The organism is Psychrobacter urativorans, assembly GCF_001298525.1.
Classification (GTDB): Bacteria; Pseudomonadota; Gammaproteobacteria; order Pseudomonadales; family Moraxellaceae; genus Psychrobacter; species Psychrobacter urativorans_A.
Genome location: NZ_CP012678.1, coordinates 1,390,819 through 1,413,263 on the forward strand (window position 1 = coordinate 1,390,819; position 22,445 = coordinate 1,413,263).

The following is a 22,445-nucleotide window of genomic DNA, read 5'->3' on the forward strand; positions in this document are numbered from 1 at the left end:
GATAACATAGTATTGCTTAGCGGTCGCTTTCACTCTAGTGACTTGCTATGATAAATTAACGCCATCCCTCTATTAGATGATAACAAGGACAGACTGTCATGAAACGCTTTAAAGAAAAAACCGTCATCGTGACGGGTGCAGGTTCTGAAATTGGTCGGGCAACCGCCATTCGCTTCGCGCGCGAAGGCGCAAATGTCGTGCTAGTCGGACCTACGACGCAAACGCTTGAAGAAACAGCAAGCGAGTTTCCACAAGACCGTACATGGATTCACACCGATAACTATTTAATAGTCGCTTGCGATATTAGCGTGCAAAGCCAAGTACAAGAAATGATTAAACTAATCATAAATAAATTTGAGAAGATTGATGTCTTAGTGAACAATGCCGGTAAAGCCGTACAAAGTAAAGTCACGGAACTGTCTGCTGCAGACTGGGAAAAAGCTATTGATACCAATTTAAACGAGACATTTTATGTTTGCCAAGCAGCCATGCCGCATCTGATTGCCAGTAAAGGCAATATCGTTAATGTGTCTTCACTTTCAGGGATTGGCGGCGACTGCAACATGGCAGCTTATAATGCGGCTAATGCGGGCATTAGCAATTTAACTCGGACATTATCATTAGAGCATGGTGCGGACGGCGTACGCGTTAACGCCGTTAATCCCAGTATTACCACCACCAATATGACTAATATTAGTCAAAATAACGATACTAAAACCAATCAATTTTTAGAGCGCTGTCCGCTGGGACGCTTTGCCACCCATGGGGATATCGCTGCAGCCATTACCTTTTTAGCAAGTGATGAAGCGGCGATGATTACTGGGGTCAATTTACCTGTCGATGGTGGCGTCAGTACGTCTAATGGTCAACCGTCGTTTTAGCCATTCATTTAATACTATCAACAGCCATAACTCTATGTTAATGAACTAAAATAACATGCCTTTAAAGCAATGAATTATTTATATCCTGCAGCGGTTGCGATAAACGCTCAGGATGCCTTGGGATTACCCCACGATATTGACTATAAATCTTTAATAAATCTGCCTCGATATCCCCAGTAGGATGAACCAGCGATAAAAAACGCACTTCTTTAGTTTTATAATCTAATGCCACAGGCAAGATGGGCACATTAGCGCCTAATGCTAAATAATAAAAACCCGTTTTCCAACTCTCAGTATATTTACGCGTTCCTTCTGGTGATAAGCCTAAAAATAATGGCTCACCCGTTTTGAATTTATCAATACTAGATTGTAAGACAGAACCCTTATTACCGCGATCAATAGGAACGATGCCTATCCATCGTAACAAATGTGCCAATACCGGCACTTTAAATAAAGTATGCTTACCCATAATGCTAATTTTCAAATCTAAGGCAAAGAGACTAGGAATAGCGTAAATGCCATCAACATTAGAGGTGTGCGGTAATGCCAACACAACCGCTTGTGGAATGTCTGGTATATGCCCAACAGTACGCCAACCTGCTATTTTTAATAAATAAGTTGCTATGATAGGCGTTACTTTACCACCACGTTTCGGAACCAAAAGCCCCAAATCTTTTTTTCTTAATTTAGGCAATTTATTGATATGAGGTAGATTGGATAAAGTAGAAAGTTTGGATGATAGCGGCAATATTATAGAACTCCTATACTGAGAACGAGTTAAAGTCTTGGATGCCAAAACGTTGGCATCACATAGAAAGAGGATAACCCCATAATAACATTATCCTACCATTGCTAAATTAACTTTTGCAGCGTTTTATGAAGCTCAACTTTATAATCTTATCAGTATCAGAACACTTATAAAGCGATATCAGCCAAATTGCCTTTGTGTTCTAACCATACTTTTCGGTCAGAGGCACGTTTTTTTGCCAATAACATATCCATCACGTTATTAGTTAACACCATATCGTCCATATCCAACTGAACCAGACGACGCGTATCGCGATTCATCGTCGTTTCGCGCAGCTGTTCAGCACTCATCTCGCCAAGCCCTTTAAAACGGGTAATTTGCGCTTTTTTATTCCCCGAAACTCCCGCTAAAATATGAGCAAGCTCCGGCTCATCCAATGCATAATGAACCTCGCGACCGACATCAACACGGTACAGAGGTGGCATGGCGACAAATAGATGACCCGCTTCAACTAATGCAGGAAAATGTTTCACAAATAATGCACAAATCAAAGTGGCAATGTGCAGACCATCAGAGTCAGCATCCGCTAAAATACAAACCTTATCATAGCGCAGCTCAGACAAGTCCGAGGAGGCAGGATCAACGCCGATGGCAATCGCAATATCATGAATTTCTTGACTGGATAATACCGTATCTGACGAGACTTCCCATGTATTTAAAATCTTACCGCGTAGCGGTAATATCGCCTGATAATGACGGTCGCGTGCTTGCTTGGCACTGCCCCCTGCCGAATCACCTTCTACCAAAAACAACTCAGCACCATCACGCAAATCACCTCGGCAATCTGCTAATTTTCCAGGTAAAGCCGGACCTTGAGTTATTTTTTTACGCGCTACTTTTTTCGCAGATTTGAGACGACTGCCTGCCTTATGAATGGCAAGTTCCGCTATCTGCGCGCCTAATTCGGCATGCTTATTCAGCCATAAACTAAACGCATCTTTTGCTAACGTTTGCACGGCTCCTGCCGCTTCTCGGCTAGACAAGCGCTCTTTCGTTTGTCCTGAAAACTGTGGCTCTGAGAATCTTAAGGACAGAATATAATTGACCCCATCCCAAACATCTTCGGCGGTTAGTTTCACACTGCGGGGCAGTAAATTATGAATGTCACAAAACTCCCGTAACGCTTCTAAAATACCGGTACGCAAACCATTCACATGGGTGCCACCTTGCGCCGTAGGAATCAAATTAACATAGCTTTCTTGAATGGGCGTACCACCTTCCGGTAGCCAAGATAGTGCAAAGGTAATGGCTGCACGTTCACCATCTTTTGCTTCATAATGGTAATAAAATGGTTGAGGTGGTAGTGTCTCTAACCCATCTAACTGTTCGGTTAGATACTCTACGACACCATCTGTAAACTGCCAAATGACCTTTTCATCATTAATATCATCAATAAACTCAATCGTCAGACCTGCCGCTAATACCGCTTTGGCTTTTAAATTGTGCTTTAGCTGTTTAATATTAAATTTAGGCGTATCAAAAAAATGACTGTCCGCCCAAAAACGCACCTTGGTACCACGCTTGCGTTTATTGGAGCTGACTGACTCATCTAATGCTGTTACTGGTGTACCATTTTCGAACGCCATATCAAACTGGCTGCCTTCACGCCACACCGTTACTTCAACTCGCGTCGATAGCGCATTAACAACAGAAATACCGACCCCATGCAGTCCACCAGACACCTGATAGTTAGAAGTGGAAAATTTACCACCCGCATGTAGACGAGTCAAAATCAGTTCAATACCCGTTTGCCCAAACTCAGGATGCATATCCGTTGGCATACCACGACCATCGTCTTCCACCGATAGCGAGCCATCTGCATATAACTGCACTTTAATGTTTTTAGCAAAACCTGCTAACGCCTCATCTACCGAATTATCGATAACTTCCTGCGCCAAATGATTGGGGCGCGTCGTATCGGTATACATGCCTGGTCGACGGCGAACGGGCTCTAGCCCCTCTAAGACTTCTAACGACTGCGCATTATATTGACTCACACGACTTCCTTTAATATTCAAAATAATTAATTCTATCTAGCCATTATAACGAAAAATAGCATCATTAGTTTGAATACGCAGCGTCTTACGTCATATGATGTCGTCTATTCTAATCAACGTAATTATTAAATATGCAGTGCTATTTTATTGTTGTAATTGTCTTAAAGTCTCAATCACCATCGGTAATTGCTCAGCAAAATCACTAAACCTGTGATCACCACCAGATTGCAACTTAACTAAACAGCCATGTTGTCTATAAAACTCAGTAGATAGATTGGCATCAAGTAATTCATCACCGTCTTTGATGAGCACAGCGACCTTATTGGGATAATGAACAGTTGATAATTGATGTTCCTCAAACCATTTTAAATCCGCATGAGTCATATCCCAACCACCGGCTGTTGAATGAATAACTTGATTACTTAAACCTTCCTCTTTACCATTATTGAGTAGAGTCGAATCTTTAGCAAATCGCTGTAAAGTAATATGTGGTTGAATACTAGGATTTAACAATAGCGCAGGGCAGCCTGTATAATTGCTTATCAGGGTAGAAAAGTAACCACCCAATGAACTACCTACCAATACAGTATTTGAAGGTTCACACTGCTTATCTTTAGTAGTATTGTGACTCTTTAAGCCTTCGATTAATGAGATTATTTGCTTAAAAACTTGGTCAGGTCTTTTATTCAAATCAGGGCGTAATACCTTGATATCAGAATGGTATTTATGGAAATAATCCTCTAACAACCGTCCTTTAGTAGAGTTAGCAGCGCTGTCTAGCCCATGAATATAAATAACGTTCACGTATAATCTCACTTATTGATGTTGTTATAATTGCTGTATATAAATAATAAAAAATCAGCATAGCATTAAGTGAATAAAGACAGTAGCAATAAAATTGCACGTTATTATTCGGTATCTGCGACCTAATAGTGTTTACAATGAGATTGTAGAATTTAAAAGAATAACGAAAATAGATATGGGTACCTGATGCATTATTAAATGAAGCTATTCGATATTGCTAGTCCTTGCATAAATATTTGCACTAGCAATAAAACAGGCGTTAGCTGCTTGTGTCATCATACAGATCGTCATTTATGACATGAAATGAACATTAAACAGCGCTGTGAGGTATTTTTAGGCTAGGCTAAAGATCGAGTAGATGCGATAGCGTAAATGAGAGCAATTAGGATTTGATTTTGAAGAAGTAGTTGAAGTTGGGGAGTTGTTTTGAAATAAAAAAAAGTCGAATATCATCTTTCATTTTTATTTTAAATTTCTCATTGTATTTATTTCCACTTTTTTGGATCAGTGCTATAGTTTTCAGCCATAACCCTTCTTAATTCTGTAAAGATATTAGGTAATTCTTCAAACACCTCTTTAGATACACTTACAAATATAGGTAATAAAAAGTTAGTACACATGCCCTCTTGCCAATTGTTCCAAGTATCTTTTCTTACTCTACCTGTTTTGCGAAGAAATATTTGTTCATTACAAAAATCCATATAGTTATAGATTCCATTTGTAGCTTGATTAACTTCTTCGTCAATTAAAGTTTTCCCTATCAATGCGCTGTATGGGATATTTTTAAATATATCTCGATACTCTTTAGAAATAGAGTCCTCAAAAGTCGTCTTAGATTGCTGTGTATTGATCCAAAATTGATATACAGCAAACATAGCACCTATCAGAGTGACATATGAAACTAAGAAAACATAATCTTTCAAAAACTCAATGATAGGTCTCTACTCCTAGAAATATAAAACCTTGTTAAAAGAAACATAATGGTTGGCTAAAAGATGTTGAAAGTAAATACAGCTATCAGTTTTTTTTCATTCAATCAACTTGTTAGAAACCACTTTTCACTATACTACCTAAGCTAATAGCAGGGGTTTTTTCTACTAATCTTTTTGCGAAATCAAAGTCATTATTATCATTATAAATATAAGACCATGAATCAACAATTTGACGTGTATTTACAAAATTTACATGCTTTTCATTAATAACATTAGCATTACCCGTTTGAATAGATTGAATTAATGATTGAGCGTAACTAATATCGACTAAGTTCAGTTCATGATTCTTAGCTCTATTAGTTTCTATTATCTCAATTTTCTCAGCTAATTCATAATAAAAATCCATACATAAGAAGGTTATACATAGTTTCTTAGATATCGGTAAAAATATTTCAATTGCTGGAACTGAGGTACCTTTAGAATTAAATCTATTGGGTTTATGAGAGAACATGACTACAGGATTATCAGAAATTATGAAAGATTTATCGATGGGGGCAGATAGTAACCCTATAGCCTTATCTCCAAACTCATTAGCAAATGTCAACAGTTCCTCTTCCAAAAAATTGATATGTTGAAACTCAATTTCTTCTTTAGTTAGTTCTTTAAAATTTGTAAAAGTATCAGGTTCAAGTCCTAATCCTCTTGCAAATTTCGCTATATTATAATTTACTTGAGAAGTAAATACACGCTGTCTTTTTACACGTAGCAATAAACTAGCTGTAAAAAAGCATAATATTTTATGTTCGTTTTCATCTAAATGAGATATAGAGCCCGATAAACAAATTTTTGCTATAACTTTACTAGCTAATGTTTCTAAATCTCCTAACTCATTCTCAAGAGTGTATTTGTCATCCAATCCTTGAATATTATAAAATCCGTTCTCGCTTGCACTGTCTCTTACAGTAGTTGGAAATACTTTATTTTGTTGCTTATCAAACGTAAATAATCTTTCGGTATTTTCGACAGCAAAGTTCCGTAATAGAAACTGTGGTACATAATGTTGTTTTTTTGGCGTATTTTGAGTAACTAGGTTCATAATATTTCAAATAATCCTAAAGTTGACTGATCTTTCAATTTAACATTAATTTAAGCATCAACGAGTTCAGGCTCAAACTAGCCAAAAGAAAACCCCCCAACGAATTAACGTTGGGGGGTTTAACTTTGAATAGAGAGCTGACGATGACCTACTCTCACATGGGCGAACCACACTACCATCGGCGCAATGATGTTTCACTTCTGAGTTCGGGAAGGGATCAGGTGGTGCCATCATGCTATGGTCGTCAGCAAAGGGGGTTAGATATGAGTCTGATGTTGTTATTATTGACGTCAATTTAACTTGTCGTCGACCAACATAAACCTAACTGAATCAAGGTTTAAGGTGATATCGAAATATATATATTCTAAAGCTTGCGCTTTACAAGATAGATTAATTAGAGCGGTTCATACAAACCACTTGGGTGTTGTATGGTCAAGCCAAACGAGCAATTAGTACAGGTTAGCTACATGCATCGCTGCACTTCCACACCCTGCCTATCAACGTCGTAGTCTTCAACGGCTCTTTAGGGAAATCTAATCTTGAGGTGGGCTTCCCGCTTAGATGCTTTCAGCGGTTATCCCATCCGAACGTAGCTACCGGGCAATGCCACTGGCGTGACAACCCGAACACCAGAGGTTCGTCCACTCTGGTCCTCTCGTACTAGGAGCAGATCCTCTCAAATTTCCAACGCCCACGGTAGATAGGGACCGAACTGTCTCACGACGTTCTAAACCCAGCTCGCGTACCTCTTTAAATGGCGAACAGCCATACCCTTAGGACCTGCTTCAGCCCTAGGATGAGATGAGCCGACATCGAGGTGCCAAACACCGCCGTCGATATGAACTCTTGGGCGGTATCAGCCTGTTATCCCCAGAGTACCTTTTATCCGTTGAGCGATGGCCCTTCCATACAGAACCACCGGATCACTAAGACCTACTTTCGTACCTGCTCGACTTGTGGGTCTCGCAGTTAAGCGCGCTTTTGCCTTTATACTCTATGAACGATTTCCGACCGTTCTGAGCGCACCTTCGTACTCCTCCGTTACTCTTTAGGAGGAGACCGCCCCAGTCAAACTACCCACCATACATTGTCCTCGGTATTGTTATACCTGAGTTAGAACCCCGACATGACCAGGGTGGTATTTCAAGATTGGCTCCACCGAGACTAGCGTCTCGGCTTCAAAGCCTCCCACCTATCCTGCACAAGTCAGGTCAAAGTTCAATGTAAAGCTGTAGTAAAGGTTCACGGGGTCTTTCCGTCTAGCCGCGGGTACACAGCATCTTCACTGCGATTTCGATTTCACTGAGTCTCTGCTGGAGACAGCGCTGCCATCATTATGCCATTCGTGCAGGTCAGAACTTACCTGACAAGGAATTTCGCTACCTTAGGACCGTTATAGTTACGGCCGCCGTTTACTGGGGCTTCGATCAAGAGCTTCGCTTACGCTAACCCCATCAATTAACCTTCCAGCACCGGGCAGGCATCACACCCTATACGTCCACTTTCGTGTTTGCAGAGTGCTGTGTTTTTAATAAACAGTTGCAGCAGCCTGGTATCTGCGACTGTCGAAAGCTCAAGGAGCAAGTCCTATCACCATCAACAGCGTACCTTCTCCCGAAGTTACGGTACCATTTTGCCTAGTTCCTTCAGCAGAGTTCTCTCAAGCGCCTTGGTATTCTCTACCTGATCACCTGTGTCGGTTTAGGGTACGATTCGTTTATAGCTATTGCTTAGAAGCTTTTCCTGGAAGCATGGTATTTGCCACTTCGCTGTACAAGTACAGCTTGCTATCAGATCTCAGCCATATTACAGTCCGGATTTGCCTAAACTGTAAGCCTACATCCTTTCACCTGGACAACCAACGCCAGGCTGACATAACCTTCTCCGTCCCTCCATCGCACTATAAACAAGTATTGGAATATTAACCAATTTCCCATCGACTACGCCTTTCGGCCTCGCCTTAGGGGTCGACTCACCCAGCCCCGATTAACGTTGGACTGGAACCCTTGATCTTCCGGCGTGCGAGCTTTTCACTCGCATTATCGTTACTCACGTCAGCATTCGCTCTTGTGATACCTCCAGCATGCCTTACGACACACCTTCACAGGCTTACACAACGCTCCCCTACCACTTGAAAACAAGTTTCAAATCCGCAGCTTCGGCTCCTAGTTTGAGCCCCGTTACATCTTCCGCGCAGGCCGACTCGACTAGTGAGCTATTACGCTTTCTTTAAAGGATGGCTGCTTCTAAGCCAACCTCCTAGCTGTCTATGCCTTCCCACCTCGTTTCCCACTTAACTAGGAATTTGGGGCCTTAGCTGGCGGTCTGGGTTGTTTCCCTCTCCACGACGGACGTTAGCACCCGCCGTGTGTCTCCCGGATATTACTCATCGGTATTCGGAGTTTGCATCGGTTTGGTAAGTCGGTATGACCCCCTAGCCGAAACAGTGCTCTACCCCCAATGGTATTCGTCCGAGGCGCTACCTAAATAGCTTTCGGGGAGAACCAGCTATCACCGAGTTTGATTAGCCTTTCACCCCTATCCACAAGTCATCCCCTGGCTTTTCAACGACAGTGGGTTCGGTCCTCCGGTGCCTGTTACGGCACTTTCAACCTGCTCATGGATAGATCACTCGGTTTCGGGTCTATACCCTGCAACTAGACGCCCTATTAAGACTCGGTTTCCCTACGGCTCCCCTAAACGGTTAACCTTGCTACAGAATATAAGTCGCTGACCCATTATACAAAAGGTACGCAGTCACCCCAATAAATTGAGGCTCCTACTGCTTGTACGCACACGGTTTCAGGTTCTATTTCACTCCCCTCACAGGGGTTCTTTTCGCCTTTCCCTCACGGTACTGGTTCACTATCGGTCAGTCAGGAGTATTTAGCCTTGGAGGATGGTCCCCCCATCTTCAGACAGGATTTCTCGTGTCCCGCCCTACTTAATATGTTAACGCTAATGTTTCGAATACAGGACTATCACCTACTACGGTCAGCTTTCCCACGCTGTTCTTCTACATTAGCATTAATCGGCTTCTCCCCGTTCGCTCGCCGCTACTTGGGGAATCTCATTTGATGTCTTTTCCTAAGGGTACTGAGATGTTTCACTTCCCCTCGTTCGCTTCTTGTACAAGTACAAGATACCTACCTTATGGTAAGTGGGTTTCCCCATTCAGAAATCTCCGGATCACAGGATATTGCCGCCTCCCCGAAGCTTATCGCAGGCTGTCACGTCTTTCATCGCCTCTGACTGCCAAGGCATCCACCATGTGCGCTTCATTACTTGACCATACAACCCCAAGTAGTCTTAACCTATAAATAGATTTTGACTTCAAAGTGTCATACGCTCTAATTATGATAACGATATCACCTAATTTATACGCTTGATTCAGTTCTCTTTACTTTTTTGATAATCAATTCCTGGGATAACAACTGATGTCGTTAAGGAATTGATTATCAAGGTTAGAAACAACACGTGAACATGTTGTTCTAACCCAGACTCATATCTATGTTTTTAAATAGTTTCTATGCTCTCATCGAGTCACAGATTCTGTGTAAAACAGAAGTAAATAATCAATAACGATCACTTAATTCTGTTTATTTATTAGCATCTAAAGCTTGTCTATTAAGTGGTGGAGCCAAACGGAGTCGAACCGTTGACCTCCTGCGTGCAAGGCAGGCGCTCTACCAACTGAGCTATGGCCCCATATAAAATGGTGGGTCTAAGTGGACTTGAACCACTGACCCCCGCGTTATCAACACGGTGCTCTAACCAGCTGAGCTACAGACCCAATTACGCTTGCAATAAACGTAAGCTTAAACTAAAGAACAACTTGTTGTGAATTCTTGCTGACCGAATGCCATCTATAAGGAGGTGATCCAGCCGCAGGTTCCCCTACGGCTACCTTGTTACGACTTCACCCCAGTCATCAACCACACCGTGGTGAACGCCTTCCCGAAGGTTAAGCTATCCACTTCTGGTGCAATCAACTCCCATGGTGTGACGGGCGGTGTGTACAAGGCCCGGGAACGTATTCACCGCGGCATTCTGATCCGCGATTACTAGCGATTCCTACTTCATGGAGTCGAGTTGCAGACTCCAATCCGGACTACGATAGGCTTTTTGAGATTCGCATCACATCGCTGTGTAGCTGCCCTCTGTACCTACCATTGTAGCACGTGTGTAGCCCTGGTCGTAAGGGCCATGATGACTTGACGTCGTCCCCGCCTTCCTCCAGTTTGTCACTGGCAGTATCCTTAGAGTTCCCGGCTTAACCCGCTGGTAACTAAGGACAAGGGTTGCGCTCGTTGCGGGACTTAACCCAACATCTCACGACACGAGCTGACGACAGCCATGCAGCACCTGTATTCTAATTCCCGAAGGCACTCCCGCATCTCTGCAGGATTCTAGATATGTCAAGACCAGGTAAGGTTCTTCGCGTTGCATCGAATTAAACCACATGCTCCACCGCTTGTGCGGGCCCCCGTCAATTCATTTGAGTTTTAACCTTGCGGCCGTACTCCCCAGGCGGTCTACTTATTGCGTTAGCTGCGTCACTAAGTCCTCAAGGGACCCAACGACTAGTAGACATCGTTTACGGCGTGGACTACCAGGGTATCTAATCCTGTTTGCTACCCACGCTTTCGAGCCTCAGTGTCAGTATTATGCCAGAAGGCTGCCTTCGCCATCGGTATTCCTCCAGATCTCTACGCATTTCACCGCTACACCTGGAATTCTACCTTCCTCTCACATACTCTAGCTCAACAGTATCAGATGCAGTTCCCAGGTTAAGCCCGGGGATTTCACATCTGACTTATCGAGCCACCTACGCTCCCTTTACGCCCAGTAATTCCGATTAACGCTTGCACCCTCTGTATTACCGCGGCTGCTGGCACAGAGTTAGCCGGTGCTTATTCTGCAGCTAATGTCATCGTCCGTGGGTATTAACCACGGAGTCTTCTTCACTGCTTAAAGTGCTTTACAACCAAAAGGCCTTCTTCACACACGCGGCATGGCTGGATCAGGGTTGCCCCCATTGTCCAATATTCCCCACTGCTGCCTCCCGTAGGAGTCCGGGCCGTGTCTCAGTCCCGGTGTGGCTGATCATCCTCTCAGACCAGCTACAGATCGTCGCCATGGTAGGCCTTTACCCCACCATCTAGCTAATCCGACTTAGGCTCATCTAATAGCGAGAGCAACAAGTTGCCCCCTTTCTCCCGTAGGTCGTATGCGGTATTAATTCGAGTTTCCCCGAGCTATCCCCCACTACTAGGTAGATTCCTAAGTATTACTCACCCGTCCGCCGCTCGTCAGCAAGAAGCAAGCTTCTCCTGTTACCGCTCGACTTGCATGTGTTAAGCCTGCCGCCAGCGTTCAATCTGAGCCATGATCAAACTCTTCAGTTTAATCTTGCTATGAAGCTCTTTAAAGAAGCTTCTAAACTTGGCTCATCTAATCTGGCAATTACGCTCTCGTATGTTTCATTTAAATGAATTAACTTTGAGTTTTCTTGCTGTCTTAAATGATAATTTTTATAGTTAGTCACTCACCCCGAAAAGAGGTCAGTCCCAACTTTAATTTTTAGCATTCTGAATCAGCAAAAATCCACACAAGTTGTTCTTTAGTTATGCTTTTAAATAGTGTCTCTACTGTCGTCCAGTAGATGATGTTCTTTGCTATTCAATCAAAGCGATTAGCTTATCTCGTTTAGCGAGCTGACTATCATATCATGATTTATATGTTTGTCAAGCCTTGGTTCTAATTCGTTTCAGTAAGTTAACTGGTTGGTTATTAAGTAATAGTTTACTCTCTAACGGCTTCCGGTTCGTCTTATTGAGGGGCGTATTATAGAGGGTTTTGGAGGGGTGTCAAGCGGTTATTTTAATTCGTTTAAAGTTATGTAAAATAAAAGCAGGTTTTACTTAAAATACTTCATTCAGGAGGTTTCATTCAAGGTTTTTTAGTCATGTAACGGTACTAAATCTAAGTTTTATTGCACTAAAATCTAGCCTCTGACCCATCGTCGCGTTTTTCCTCAAGCACCATTAACTGATCTTTTAGACAAGAGCGCTTTGTGCCAGCGGCATAGCATCACCATTGAGTTTGAGTATCAATGAGTTCAGGCTCAAACCAGCCAAAAGAAAACCCCCCAACGAATTAACGTTGGGGGGTTTAACTTTGAATAGAGAGCTGACGATGACCTACTCTCACATGGGCGAACCACACTACCATCGGCGCAATGATGTTTCACTTCTGAGTTCGGGAAGGGATCAGGTGGTGCCATCATGCTATGGTCGTCAGCAAAGGGGGTTAGATATGAGTCTGATGTTGTTATTATTGACGTCAATTTAACTTGTCGTCGACCAACATAAACCTAACTGAATCAAGGTTTAAGGTGATATCGAAATATATATATTCTAAAGCTTGCGCTTTACAAGATAGATTAATTAGAGCGGTTCATACAAACCACTTGGGTGTTGTATGGTCAAGCCAAACGAGCAATTAGTACAGGTTAGCTACATGCATCGCTGCACTTCCACACCCTGCCTATCAACGTCGTAGTCTTCAACGGCTCTTTAGGGAAATCTAATCTTGAGGTGGGCTTCCCGCTTAGATGCTTTCAGCGGTTATCCCATCCGAACGTAGCTACCGGGCAATGCCACTGGCGTGACAACCCGAACACCAGAGGTTCGTCCACTCTGGTCCTCTCGTACTAGGAGCAGATCCTCTCAAATTTCCAACGCCCACGGTAGATAGGGACCGAACTGTCTCACGACGTTCTAAACCCAGCTCGCGTACCTCTTTAAATGGCGAACAGCCATACCCTTAGGACCTGCTTCAGCCCTAGGATGAGATGAGCCGACATCGAGGTGCCAAACACCGCCGTCGATATGAACTCTTGGGCGGTATCAGCCTGTTATCCCCAGAGTACCTTTTATCCGTTGAGCGATGGCCCTTCCATACAGAACCACCGGATCACTAAGACCTACTTTCGTACCTGCTCGACTTGTGGGTCTCGCAGTTAAGCGCGCTTTTGCCTTTATACTCTATGAACGATTTCCGACCGTTCTGAGCGCACCTTCGTACTCCTCCGTTACTCTTTAGGAGGAGACCGCCCCAGTCAAACTACCCACCATACATTGTCCTCGGTATTGTTATACCTGAGTTAGAACCCCGACATGACCAGGGTGGTATTTCAAGATTGGCTCCACCGAGACTAGCGTCTCGGCTTCAAAGCCTCCCACCTATCCTGCACAAGTCAGGTCAAAGTTCAATGTAAAGCTGTAGTAAAGGTTCACGGGGTCTTTCCGTCTAGCCGCGGGTACACAGCATCTTCACTGCGATTTCGATTTCACTGAGTCTCTGCTGGAGACAGCGCTGCCATCATTATGCCATTCGTGCAGGTCAGAACTTACCTGACAAGGAATTTCGCTACCTTAGGACCGTTATAGTTACGGCCGCCGTTTACTGGGGCTTCGATCAAGAGCTTCGCTTACGCTAACCCCATCAATTAACCTTCCAGCACCGGGCAGGCATCACACCCTATACGTCCACTTTCGTGTTTGCAGAGTGCTGTGTTTTTAATAAACAGTTGCAGCAGCCTGGTATCTGCGACTGTCGAAAGCTCAAGGAGCAAGTCCTATCACCATCAACAGCGTACCTTCTCCCGAAGTTACGGTACCATTTTGCCTAGTTCCTTCAGCAGAGTTCTCTCAAGCGCCTTGGTATTCTCTACCTGATCACCTGTGTCGGTTTAGGGTACGATTCGTTTATAGCTATTGCTTAGAAGCTTTTCCTGGAAGCATGGTATTTGCCACTTCGCTGTACAAGTACAGCTTGCTATCAGATCTCAGCCATATTACAGTCCGGATTTGCCTAAACTGTAAGCCTACATCCTTTCACCTGGACAACCAACGCCAGGCTGACATAACCTTCTCCGTCCCTCCATCGCACTATAAACAAGTATTGGAATATTAACCAATTTCCCATCGACTACGCCTTTCGGCCTCGCCTTAGGGGTCGACTCACCCAGCCCCGATTAACGTTGGACTGGAACCCTTGATCTTCCGGCGTGCGAGCTTTTCACTCGCATTATCGTTACTCACGTCAGCATTCGCTCTTGTGATACCTCCAGCATGCCTTACGACACACCTTCACAGGCTTACACAACGCTCCCCTACCACTTGAAAACAAGTTTCAAATCCGCAGCTTCGGCTCCTAGTTTGAGCCCCGTTACATCTTCCGCGCAGGCCGACTCGACTAGTGAGCTATTACGCTTTCTTTAAAGGATGGCTGCTTCTAAGCCAACCTCCTAGCTGTCTATGCCTTCCCACCTCGTTTCCCACTTAACTAGGAATTTGGGGCCTTAGCTGGCGGTCTGGGTTGTTTCCCTCTCCACGACGGACGTTAGCACCCGCCGTGTGTCTCCCGGATATTACTCATCGGTATTCGGAGTTTGCATCGGTTTGGTAAGTCGGTATGACCCCCTAGCCGAAACAGTGCTCTACCCCCAATGGTATTCGTCCGAGGCGCTACCTAAATAGCTTTCGGGGAGAACCAGCTATCACCGAGTTTGATTAGCCTTTCACCCCTATCCACAAGTCATCCCCTGGCTTTTCAACGACAGTGGGTTCGGTCCTCCGGTGCCTGTTACGGCACTTTCAACCTGCTCATGGATAGATCACTCGGTTTCGGGTCTATACCCTGCAACTAGACGCCCTATTAAGACTCGGTTTCCCTACGGCTCCCCTAAACGGTTAACCTTGCTACAGAATATAAGTCGCTGACCCATTATACAAAAGGTACGCAGTCACCCCAATAAATTGAGGCTCCTACTGCTTGTACGCACACGGTTTCAGGTTCTATTTCACTCCCCTCACAGGGGTTCTTTTCGCCTTTCCCTCACGGTACTGGTTCACTATCGGTCAGTCAGGAGTATTTAGCCTTGGAGGATGGTCCCCCCATCTTCAGACAGGATTTCTCGTGTCCCGCCCTACTTAATATGTTAACGCTAATGTTTCGAATACAGGACTATCACCTACTACGGTCAGCTTTCCCACGCTGTTCTTCTACATTAGCATTAATCGGCTTCTCCCCGTTCGCTCGCCGCTACTTGGGGAATCTCATTTGATGTCTTTTCCTAAGGGTACTGAGATGTTTCACTTCCCCTCGTTCGCTTCTTGTACAAGTACAAGATACCTACCTTATGGTAAGTGGGTTTCCCCATTCAGAAATCTCCGGATCACAGGATATTGCCGCCTCCCCGAAGCTTATCGCAGGCTGTCACGTCTTTCATCGCCTCTGACTGCCAAGGCATCCACCATGTGCGCTTCATTACTTGACCATACAACCCCAAGTAGTCTTAACCTATAAATAGATTTTGACTTCAAAGTGTCATACGCTCTAATTATGATAACGATATCACCTAATTTATACGCTTGATTCAGTTCTCTTTACTTTTTTGATAATCAATTCCTGGGATAACAACTGATGTCGTTAAGGAATTGATTATCAAGGTTAGAAACAACACGTGAACATGTTGTTCTAACCCAGACTCATATCTATGTTTTTAAATAGTTTCTATGCTCTCATCGAGTCACAGATTCTGTGTAAAACAGAAGTAAATAATCAATAACGATCACTTAATTCTGTTTATTTATTAGCATCTAAAGCTTGTCTATTAAGTGGTGGAGCCAAACGGAGTCGAACCGTTGACCTCCTGCGTGCAAGGCAGGCGCTCTACCAACTGAGCTATGGCCCCATATAAAATGGTGGGTCTAAGTGGACTTGAACCACTGACCCCCGCGTTATCAACACGGTGCTCTAACCAGCTGAGCTACAGACCCAATTACGCTTGCAATAAACGTAAGCTTAAACTAAAGAACAACTTGTTGTGAATTCTTGCTGACCGAATGCCATCTATAAGGAGGTGATCCAGCCGCAGGTTCCCCTACGGCTACCTTGTTACGACTTCACCCCAGTCATCAACCACACCGTGGTGAACGCCTTCCCGAAGGTTAAGCTATCCACTTCTGGTGCAATCAACTCCCATGGTGTGACGGGCGGTGTGTACAAGGCCCGGGAACGTATTCACCGCGGCATTCTGATCCGCGATTACTAGCGATTCCTACTTCATGGAGTCGAGTTGCAGACTCCAATCCGGGACTACGATAGGCTTTTTGAGATTCGCATCACATCGCTGTGTAGCTGCCCTCTGTACCTACCATTGTAGCACGTGTGTAGCCCTGGTCGTAAGGGCCATGATGACTTGACGTCGTCCCCGCCTTCCTCCAGTTTGTCACTGGCAGTATCCTTAGAGTTCCCGGCTTAACCCGCTGGTAACTAAGGACAAGGGTTGCGCTCGTTGCGGGACTTAACCCAACATCTCACGACACGAGCTGACGACAGCCATGCAGCACCTGTATTCTAATTCCCGAAGGCACTCCCGCATCTCTGCAGGATTCTAGATATGTCAAGACCAGGTAAGGTTCTTCGCGTTGCATCGAATTAAACAACATGCTCCACCGCTTGTGCGGGCCCCCGTCAATTCATTTGAGTTTTAACCTTGCGGCCGTACTCCCCAGGCGGTCTACTTATTGCGTTAGCTGCGTCACTAAGTCCTCAAGGGGACCCAACGACTAGTAGACATCGTTTACGGCGTGGACTACCAGGGTATCTAATCCTGTTTGCTACCCACGCTTTCGAGCCTCAGTGTCAGTATTATGCCAGAAGGCTGCCTTCGCCATCGGTATTCCTCCAGATCTCTACGCATTTCACCGCTACACCTGGAATTCTACCTTCCTCTCACATACTCTAGCTCAACAGTATCAGATGCCAGTTCCCAGGTTAAGCCCGGGGATTTCACATCTGACTTATCGAGCCACCTACGCTCCCTTTACGCCCAGTAATTCCGATTAACGCTTGCACCCTCTGTATTACCGCGGCTGCTGGCACAGAGTTAGCCGGTGCTTATTCTGCAGCTAATGTCATCGTCCGTGGGTATTAACCACGGAGTCTTCTTCACTGCTTAAAGTGCTTTACAACCAAAAGGCCTTCTTCACACACGCGGCATGGCTGGATCAGGGTTGCCCCCATTGTCCAATATTCCCCACTGCTGCCTCCCGTAGGAGTCCGGGCCGTGTCTCAGTCCCGGTGTGGCTGATCATCCTCTCAGACCAGCTACAGATCGTCGCCATGGTAGGCCTTTACCCCACCATCTAGCTAATCCGACTTAGGCTCATCTAATAGCGAGAGCAACAAGTTGCCCCCTTTCTCCCGTAGGTCGTATGCGGTATTAATTCGAGTTTCCCCGAGCTATCCCCCACTACTAGGTAGATTCCTAAGTATTACTCACCCGTCCGCCGCTCGTCAGCAAGAAGCAAGCTTCTCCTGTTACCGCTCGACTTGCATGTGTTAAGCCTGCCGCCAGCGTTCAATCTGAGCCATGATCAAACTCTTCAGTTTAATCTTGCTATGAAGCTCTTTAAAGAAGCTTCTAAACTTGGCTCATCTAATCTGGCAATTACGCTCTCGTATGTTTCATTTAAATGAATTAACTTTGAGTTTTCTTGCTGTCTTAAATGATAATTTTTATAGTTAGTCACTCACCCCGAAAAGAGGTCAGTCCCAACTTTAATTTTTAGCATTCTGAATCAGCAAAAATCCACACAAGTTGTTCTTTAGTTATGCTTTTAAATAGTGTCTCTACTGTCGTCCAGTAGATGATGTTCTTTGCTATTCAATCAAAGCGATTAGCTTATCTCGTTTAGCGAGCTGACTATCATATCATGATTTATATGTTTGTCAAGCCTTGGTTCTAATTCGTTTCAGTAAGTTAACTGGTTGGTTATTAAGTAATAGTTTACTCTCTAACGGCTTCCGGTTCGTCTTATTGAGGGGCGTATTATAGAGGGTTTTGGAGGGGTGTCAAGCGGTTATTTTAATTCGTTTAAAGTTATGTAAAATAAAAGCAGGTTTTACTTAAAATACTTCATTCAGGAGGTTTCATTCAAGGTTTTTTAGTCATGTAACGGTACTAAATCTAAGTTTTATTGCACTAAAATCTAGCCTCTGACCCATCGTCGCGTTTTTCCTCAAGCACCATTAACTGATCTTTTAGACAAGAGCGCTTTGTGCCAGCGGCATAGCATCACCATTGAGTTTGAGTATCAATGAGTTCAGGCTCAAACCAGCCAAAAGAAAACCCCCCAACGAATTAACGTTGGGGGGTTTAACTTTGAATAGAGAGCTGACGATGACCTACTCTCACATGGGCGAACCACACTACCATCGGCGCAATGATGTTTCACTTCTGAGTTCGGGAAGGGATCAGGTGGTGCCATCATGCTATGGTCGTCAGCAAAGGGGGTTAGATATGAGTCTGATGTTGTTATTATTGACGTCAATTTAACTTGTCGTCGACCAACATAAACCTAACTGAATCAAGGTTTAAGGTGATATCGAAATATATATATTCTAAAGCTTGCGCTTTACAAGATAGATTAATTAGAGCGGTTCATACAAACCACTTGGGTGTTGTATGGTCAAGCCAAACGAGCAATTAGTACAGGTTAGCTACATGCATCGCTGCACTTCCACACCCTGCCTATCAACGTCGTAGTCTTCAACGGCTCTTTAGGGAAATCTAATCTTGAGGTGGGCTTCCCGCTTAGATGCTTTCAGCGGTTATCCCATCCGAACGTAGCTACCGGGCAATGCCACTGGCGTGACAACCCGAACACCAGAGGTTCGTCCACTCTGGTCCTCTCGTACTAGGAGCAGATCCTCTCAAATTTCCAACGCCCACGGTAGATAGGGACCGAACTGTCTCACGACGTTCTAAACCCAGCTCGCGTACCTCTTTAAATGGCGAACAGCCATACCCTTAGGACCTGCTTCAGCCCTAGGATGAGATGAGCCGACATCGAGGTGCCAAACACCGCCGTCGATATGAACTCTTGGGCGGTATCAGCCTGTTATCCCCAGAGTACCTTTTATCCGTTGAGCGATGGCCCTTCCATACAGAACCACCGGATCACTAAGACCTACTTTCGTACCTGCTCGACTTGTGGGTCTCGCAGTTAAGCGCGCTTTTGCCTTTATACTCTATGAACGATTTCCGACCGTTCTGAGCGCACCTTCGTACTCCTCCGTTACTCTTTAGGAGGAGACCGCCCCAGTCAAACTACCCACCATACATTGTCCTCGGTATTGTTATACCTGAGTTAGAACCCCGACATGACCAGGGTGGTATTTCAAGATTGGCTCCACCGAGACTAGCGTCTCGGCTTCAAAGCCTCCCACCTATCCTGCACAAGTCAGGTCAAAGTTCAATGTAAAGCTGTAGTAAAGGTTCACGGGGTCTTTCCGTCTAGCCGCGGGTACACAGCATCTTCACTGCGATTTCGATTTCACTGAGTCTCTGCTGGAGACAGCGCTGCCATCATTATGCCATTCGTGCAGGTCAGAACTTACCTGACAAGGAATTTCGCTACCTTAGGACCGTTATAGTTACGGCCGCCGTTTACTGGGGCTTCGATCAAGAGCTTCGCTTACGCTAACCCCATCAATTAACCTTCCAGCACCGGGCAGGCATCACACCCTATACGTCCACTTTCGTGTTTGCAGAGTGCTGTGTTTTTAATAAACAGTTGCAGCAGCCTGGTATCTGCGACTGTCGAAAGCTCAAGGAGCAAGTCCTATCACCATCAACAGCGTACCTTCTCCCGAAGTTACGGTACCATTTTGCCTAGTTCCTTCAGCAGAGTTCTCTCAAGCGCCTTGGTATTCTCTACCTGATCACCTGTGTCGGTTTAGGGTACGATTCGTTTATAGCTATTGCTTAGAAGCTTTTCCTGGAAGCATGGTATTTGCCACTTCGCTGTACAAGTACAGCTTGCTATCAGATCTCAGCCATATTACAGTCCGGATTTGCCTAAACTGTAAGCCTACATCCTTTCACCTGGACAACCAACGCCAGGCTGACATAACCTTCTCCGTCCCTCCATCGCACTATAAACAAGTATTGGAATATTAACCAATTTCCCATCGACTACGCCTTTCGGCCTCGCCTTAGGGGTCGACTCACCCAGCCCCGATTAACGTTGGACTGGAACCCTTGATCTTCCGGCGTGCGAGCTTTTCACTCGCATTATCGTTACTCACGTCAGCATTCGCTCTTGTGATACCTCCAGCATGCCTTACGACACACCTTCACAGGCTTACACAACGCTCCCCTACCACTTGAAAACAAGTTTCAAATCCGCAGCTTCGGCTCCTAGTTTGAGCCCCGTTACATCTTCCGCGCAGGCCGACTCGACTAGTGAGCTATTACGCTTTCTTTAAAGGATGGCTGCTTCTAAGCCAACCTCCTAGCTGTCTATGCCTTCCCACCTCGTTTCCCACTTAACTAGGAATTTGGGGCCTTAGCTGGCGGTCTGGGTTGTTTCCCTCTCCACGACGGACGTTAGCACCCGCCGTGTGTCTCCCGGATATTACTCATCGGTATTCGGAGTTTGCATCGGTTTGGTAAGTCGGTATGACCCCCTAGCCGAAACAGTGCTCTACCCCCAATGGTATTCGTCCGAGGCGCTACCTAAATAGCTTTCGGGGAGAACCAGCTATCACCGAGTTTGATTAGCCTTTCACCCCTATCCACAAGTCATCCCCTGGCTTTTCAACGACAGTGGGTTCGGTCCTCCGGTGCCTGTTACGGCACTTTCAACCTGCTCATGGATAGATCACTCGGTTTCGGGTCTATACCCTGCAACTAGACGCCCTATTAAGACTCGGTTTCCCTACGGCTCCCCTAAACGGTTAACCTTGCTACAGAATATAAGTCGCTGACCCATTATACAAAAGGTACGCAGTCACCCCAATAAATTGAGGCTCCTACTGCTTGTACGCACACGGTTTCAGGTTCTATTTCACTCCCCTCACAGGGGTTCTTTTCGCCTTTCCCTCACGGTACTGGTTCACTATCGGTCAGTCAGGAGTATTTAGCCTTGGAGGATGGTCCCCCCATCTTCAGACAGGATTTCTCGTGTCCCGCCCTACTTAATATGTTAACGCTAATGTTTCGAATACAGGACTATCACCTACTACGGTCAGCTTTCCCACGCTGTTCTTCTACATTAGCATTAATCGGCTTCTCCCCGTTCGCTCGCCGCTACTTGGGGAATCTCATTTGATGTCTTTTCCTAAGGGTACTGAGATGTTTCACTTCCCCTCGTTCGCTTCTTGTACAAGTACAAGATACCTACCTTATGGTAAGTGGGTTTCCCCATTCAGAAATCTCCGGATCACAGGATATTGCCGCCTCCCCGAAGCTTATCGCAGGCTGTCACGTCTTTCATCGCCTCTGACTGCCAAGGCATCCACCATGTGCGCTTCATTACTTGACCATACAACCCCAAGTAGTCTTAACCTATAAATAGATTTTGACTTCAAAGTGTCATACGCTCTAATTATGATAACGATATCACCTAATTTATACGCTTGATTCAGTTCTCTTTACTTTTTTGATAATCAATTCCTGGGATAACAACTGATGTCGTTAAGGAATTGATTATCAAGGTTAGAAACAACACGTGAACATGTTGTTCTAACCCAGACTCATATCTATGTTTTTAAATAGTTTCTATGCTCTCATCGAGTCACAGATTCTGTGTAAAACAGAAGTAAATAATCAATAACGATCACTTAATTCTGTTTATTTATTAGCATCTAAAGCTTGTCTATTAAGTGGTGGAGCCAAACGGAGTCGAACCGTTGACCTCCTGCGTGCAAGGCAGGCGCTCTACCAACTGAGCTATGGCCCCATATAAAATGGTGGGTCTAAGTGGACTTGAACCACTGACCCCCGCGTTATCAACACGGTGCTCTAACCAGCTGAGCTACAGACCCAATTACGCTTGCAATAAACGT

At 44.9% G+C, this 22,445-nt stretch carries 6 protein-coding genes, 6 tRNA genes and 8 rRNA genes; 1 reads left to right on the top strand and 19 read right to left on the bottom strand.

The genetic code is table 11. The annotated features are described in order from the left end of the window. The first annotated feature begins 98 nt into the window (after positions 1–98). Entirely contained in the window at positions 99–881 is a 783-nt protein-coding gene (locus AOC03_RS06040) for an SDR family NAD(P)-dependent oxidoreductase (protein WP_062534235.1), read from the top strand. 61 nt (positions 882–942) lie between these two features. Here AOC03_RS06040 and AOC03_RS06045 read toward each other — a convergent pair whose 3' ends face one another. From AOC03_RS06045 to AOC03_RS06135, 19 genes are all read right to left on the bottom strand, one after another. Beyond that, positions 943–1,629, bottom strand: a complete 687-nt coding sequence (locus AOC03_RS06045) for a lysophospholipid acyltransferase family protein (RefSeq protein ID WP_227514298.1) — start codon at positions 1,627–1,629, stop codon at positions 943–945. A 167-nt stretch (positions 1,630–1,796) separates the two neighbouring features. Then, the gene (parE, locus tag AOC03_RS06050; RefSeq protein WP_062534237.1) at positions 1,797–3,686 is read right to left on the bottom strand and encodes a DNA topoisomerase IV subunit B; all 1,890 of its coding nucleotides are present in this window, start codon (positions 3,684–3,686) and stop codon (positions 1,797–1,799) included. Between the two features lie 144 nt (positions 3,687–3,830). Beyond that, positions 3,831–4,490, bottom strand: coding sequence for a YqiA/YcfP family alpha/beta fold hydrolase (locus tag AOC03_RS06055; protein ID WP_062534239.1), 660 nt, complete (start codon positions 4,488–4,490; stop codon positions 3,831–3,833). A gap of 485 nt (positions 4,491–4,975) precedes the next feature. Then, positions 4,976–5,365: a hypothetical protein gene (locus tag AOC03_RS06060; protein ID WP_062536549.1), complete on the bottom strand. Its 390-nt coding sequence runs from the start codon at positions 5,363–5,365 to the stop codon at positions 4,976–4,978. Between the two features lie 169 nt (positions 5,366–5,534). Beyond that, the gene (locus AOC03_RS06065) at positions 5,535–6,518 is read right to left on the bottom strand and encodes a DUF4238 domain-containing protein (RefSeq protein WP_062534241.1); all 984 of its coding nucleotides are present in this window, start codon (positions 6,516–6,518) and stop codon (positions 5,535–5,537) included. A 135-nt stretch (positions 6,519–6,653) separates the two neighbouring features. Continuing rightward, positions 6,654–6,767, bottom strand: a 5S ribosomal RNA gene (gene rrf, locus AOC03_RS06070). Positions 6,768–6,946: 179 nt separating this feature from the next. Next, positions 6,947–9,809 (bottom strand): 23S ribosomal RNA (locus AOC03_RS06075). A gap of 341 nt (positions 9,810–10,150) precedes the next feature. After that, a tRNA-Ala gene (locus AOC03_RS06080) sits at positions 10,151–10,226 on the bottom strand. Between the two features lie 8 nt (positions 10,227–10,234). After that, positions 10,235–10,311: transfer RNA gene (locus AOC03_RS06085), tRNA-Ile, on the bottom strand. A gap of 76 nt (positions 10,312–10,387) precedes the next feature. Next, positions 10,388–11,926 (bottom strand): 16S ribosomal RNA (locus tag AOC03_RS06090). 782 nt (positions 11,927–12,708) lie between these two features. Further along, positions 12,709–12,822: ribosomal RNA gene (rrf, locus tag AOC03_RS06095) — 5S ribosomal RNA — on the bottom strand. 179 nt (positions 12,823–13,001) lie between these two features. Then, a 23S ribosomal RNA gene (locus AOC03_RS06100) occupies positions 13,002–15,864 on the bottom strand. A 341-nt stretch (positions 15,865–16,205) separates the two neighbouring features. Next, positions 16,206–16,281 (bottom strand) — tRNA-Ala (locus AOC03_RS06105). Between the two features lie 8 nt (positions 16,282–16,289). Beyond that, positions 16,290–16,366 (bottom strand) — tRNA-Ile (locus AOC03_RS06110). Positions 16,367–16,442: 76 nt separating this feature from the next. Continuing rightward, a 16S ribosomal RNA gene (locus AOC03_RS06115) occupies positions 16,443–17,984 on the bottom strand. Positions 17,985–18,766: 782 nt separating this feature from the next. Beyond that, positions 18,767–18,880: ribosomal RNA gene (rrf, locus tag AOC03_RS06120) — 5S ribosomal RNA — on the bottom strand. 179 nt (positions 18,881–19,059) lie between these two features. Continuing rightward, positions 19,060–21,922, bottom strand: a 23S ribosomal RNA gene (locus AOC03_RS06125). Together the 16S, 23S and 5S rRNA genes with 6 tRNA genes alongside form the textbook arrangement of a ribosomal RNA operon. Positions 21,923–22,263: 341 nt before the next feature. Next, positions 22,264–22,339 (bottom strand) — tRNA-Ala (locus AOC03_RS06130). An 8-nt stretch (positions 22,340–22,347) separates the two neighbouring features. Then, positions 22,348–22,424: transfer RNA gene (locus tag AOC03_RS06135), tRNA-Ile, on the bottom strand. Positions 22,425–22,445: the final 21 nt, after the last annotated feature.

Bases quoted from the DNA above. Each gene is read 5' to 3' on its own strand.
- AOC03_RS06040 (WP_062534235.1), top strand. From the start codon at position 99: ATGAAACGCTTTAAAGAAAAAACCGTCATCGTGACGGGTGCAGGTTCT.
- AOC03_RS06060 (WP_062536549.1), bottom strand. From the start codon at position 5,365: ATGTTTGCTGTATATCAATTTTGGATCAATACACAGCAATCTAAGACG.
- AOC03_RS06065 (WP_062534241.1), bottom strand. From the start codon at position 6,518: ATGAACCTAGTTACTCAAAATACGCCAAAAAAACAACATTATGTACCA.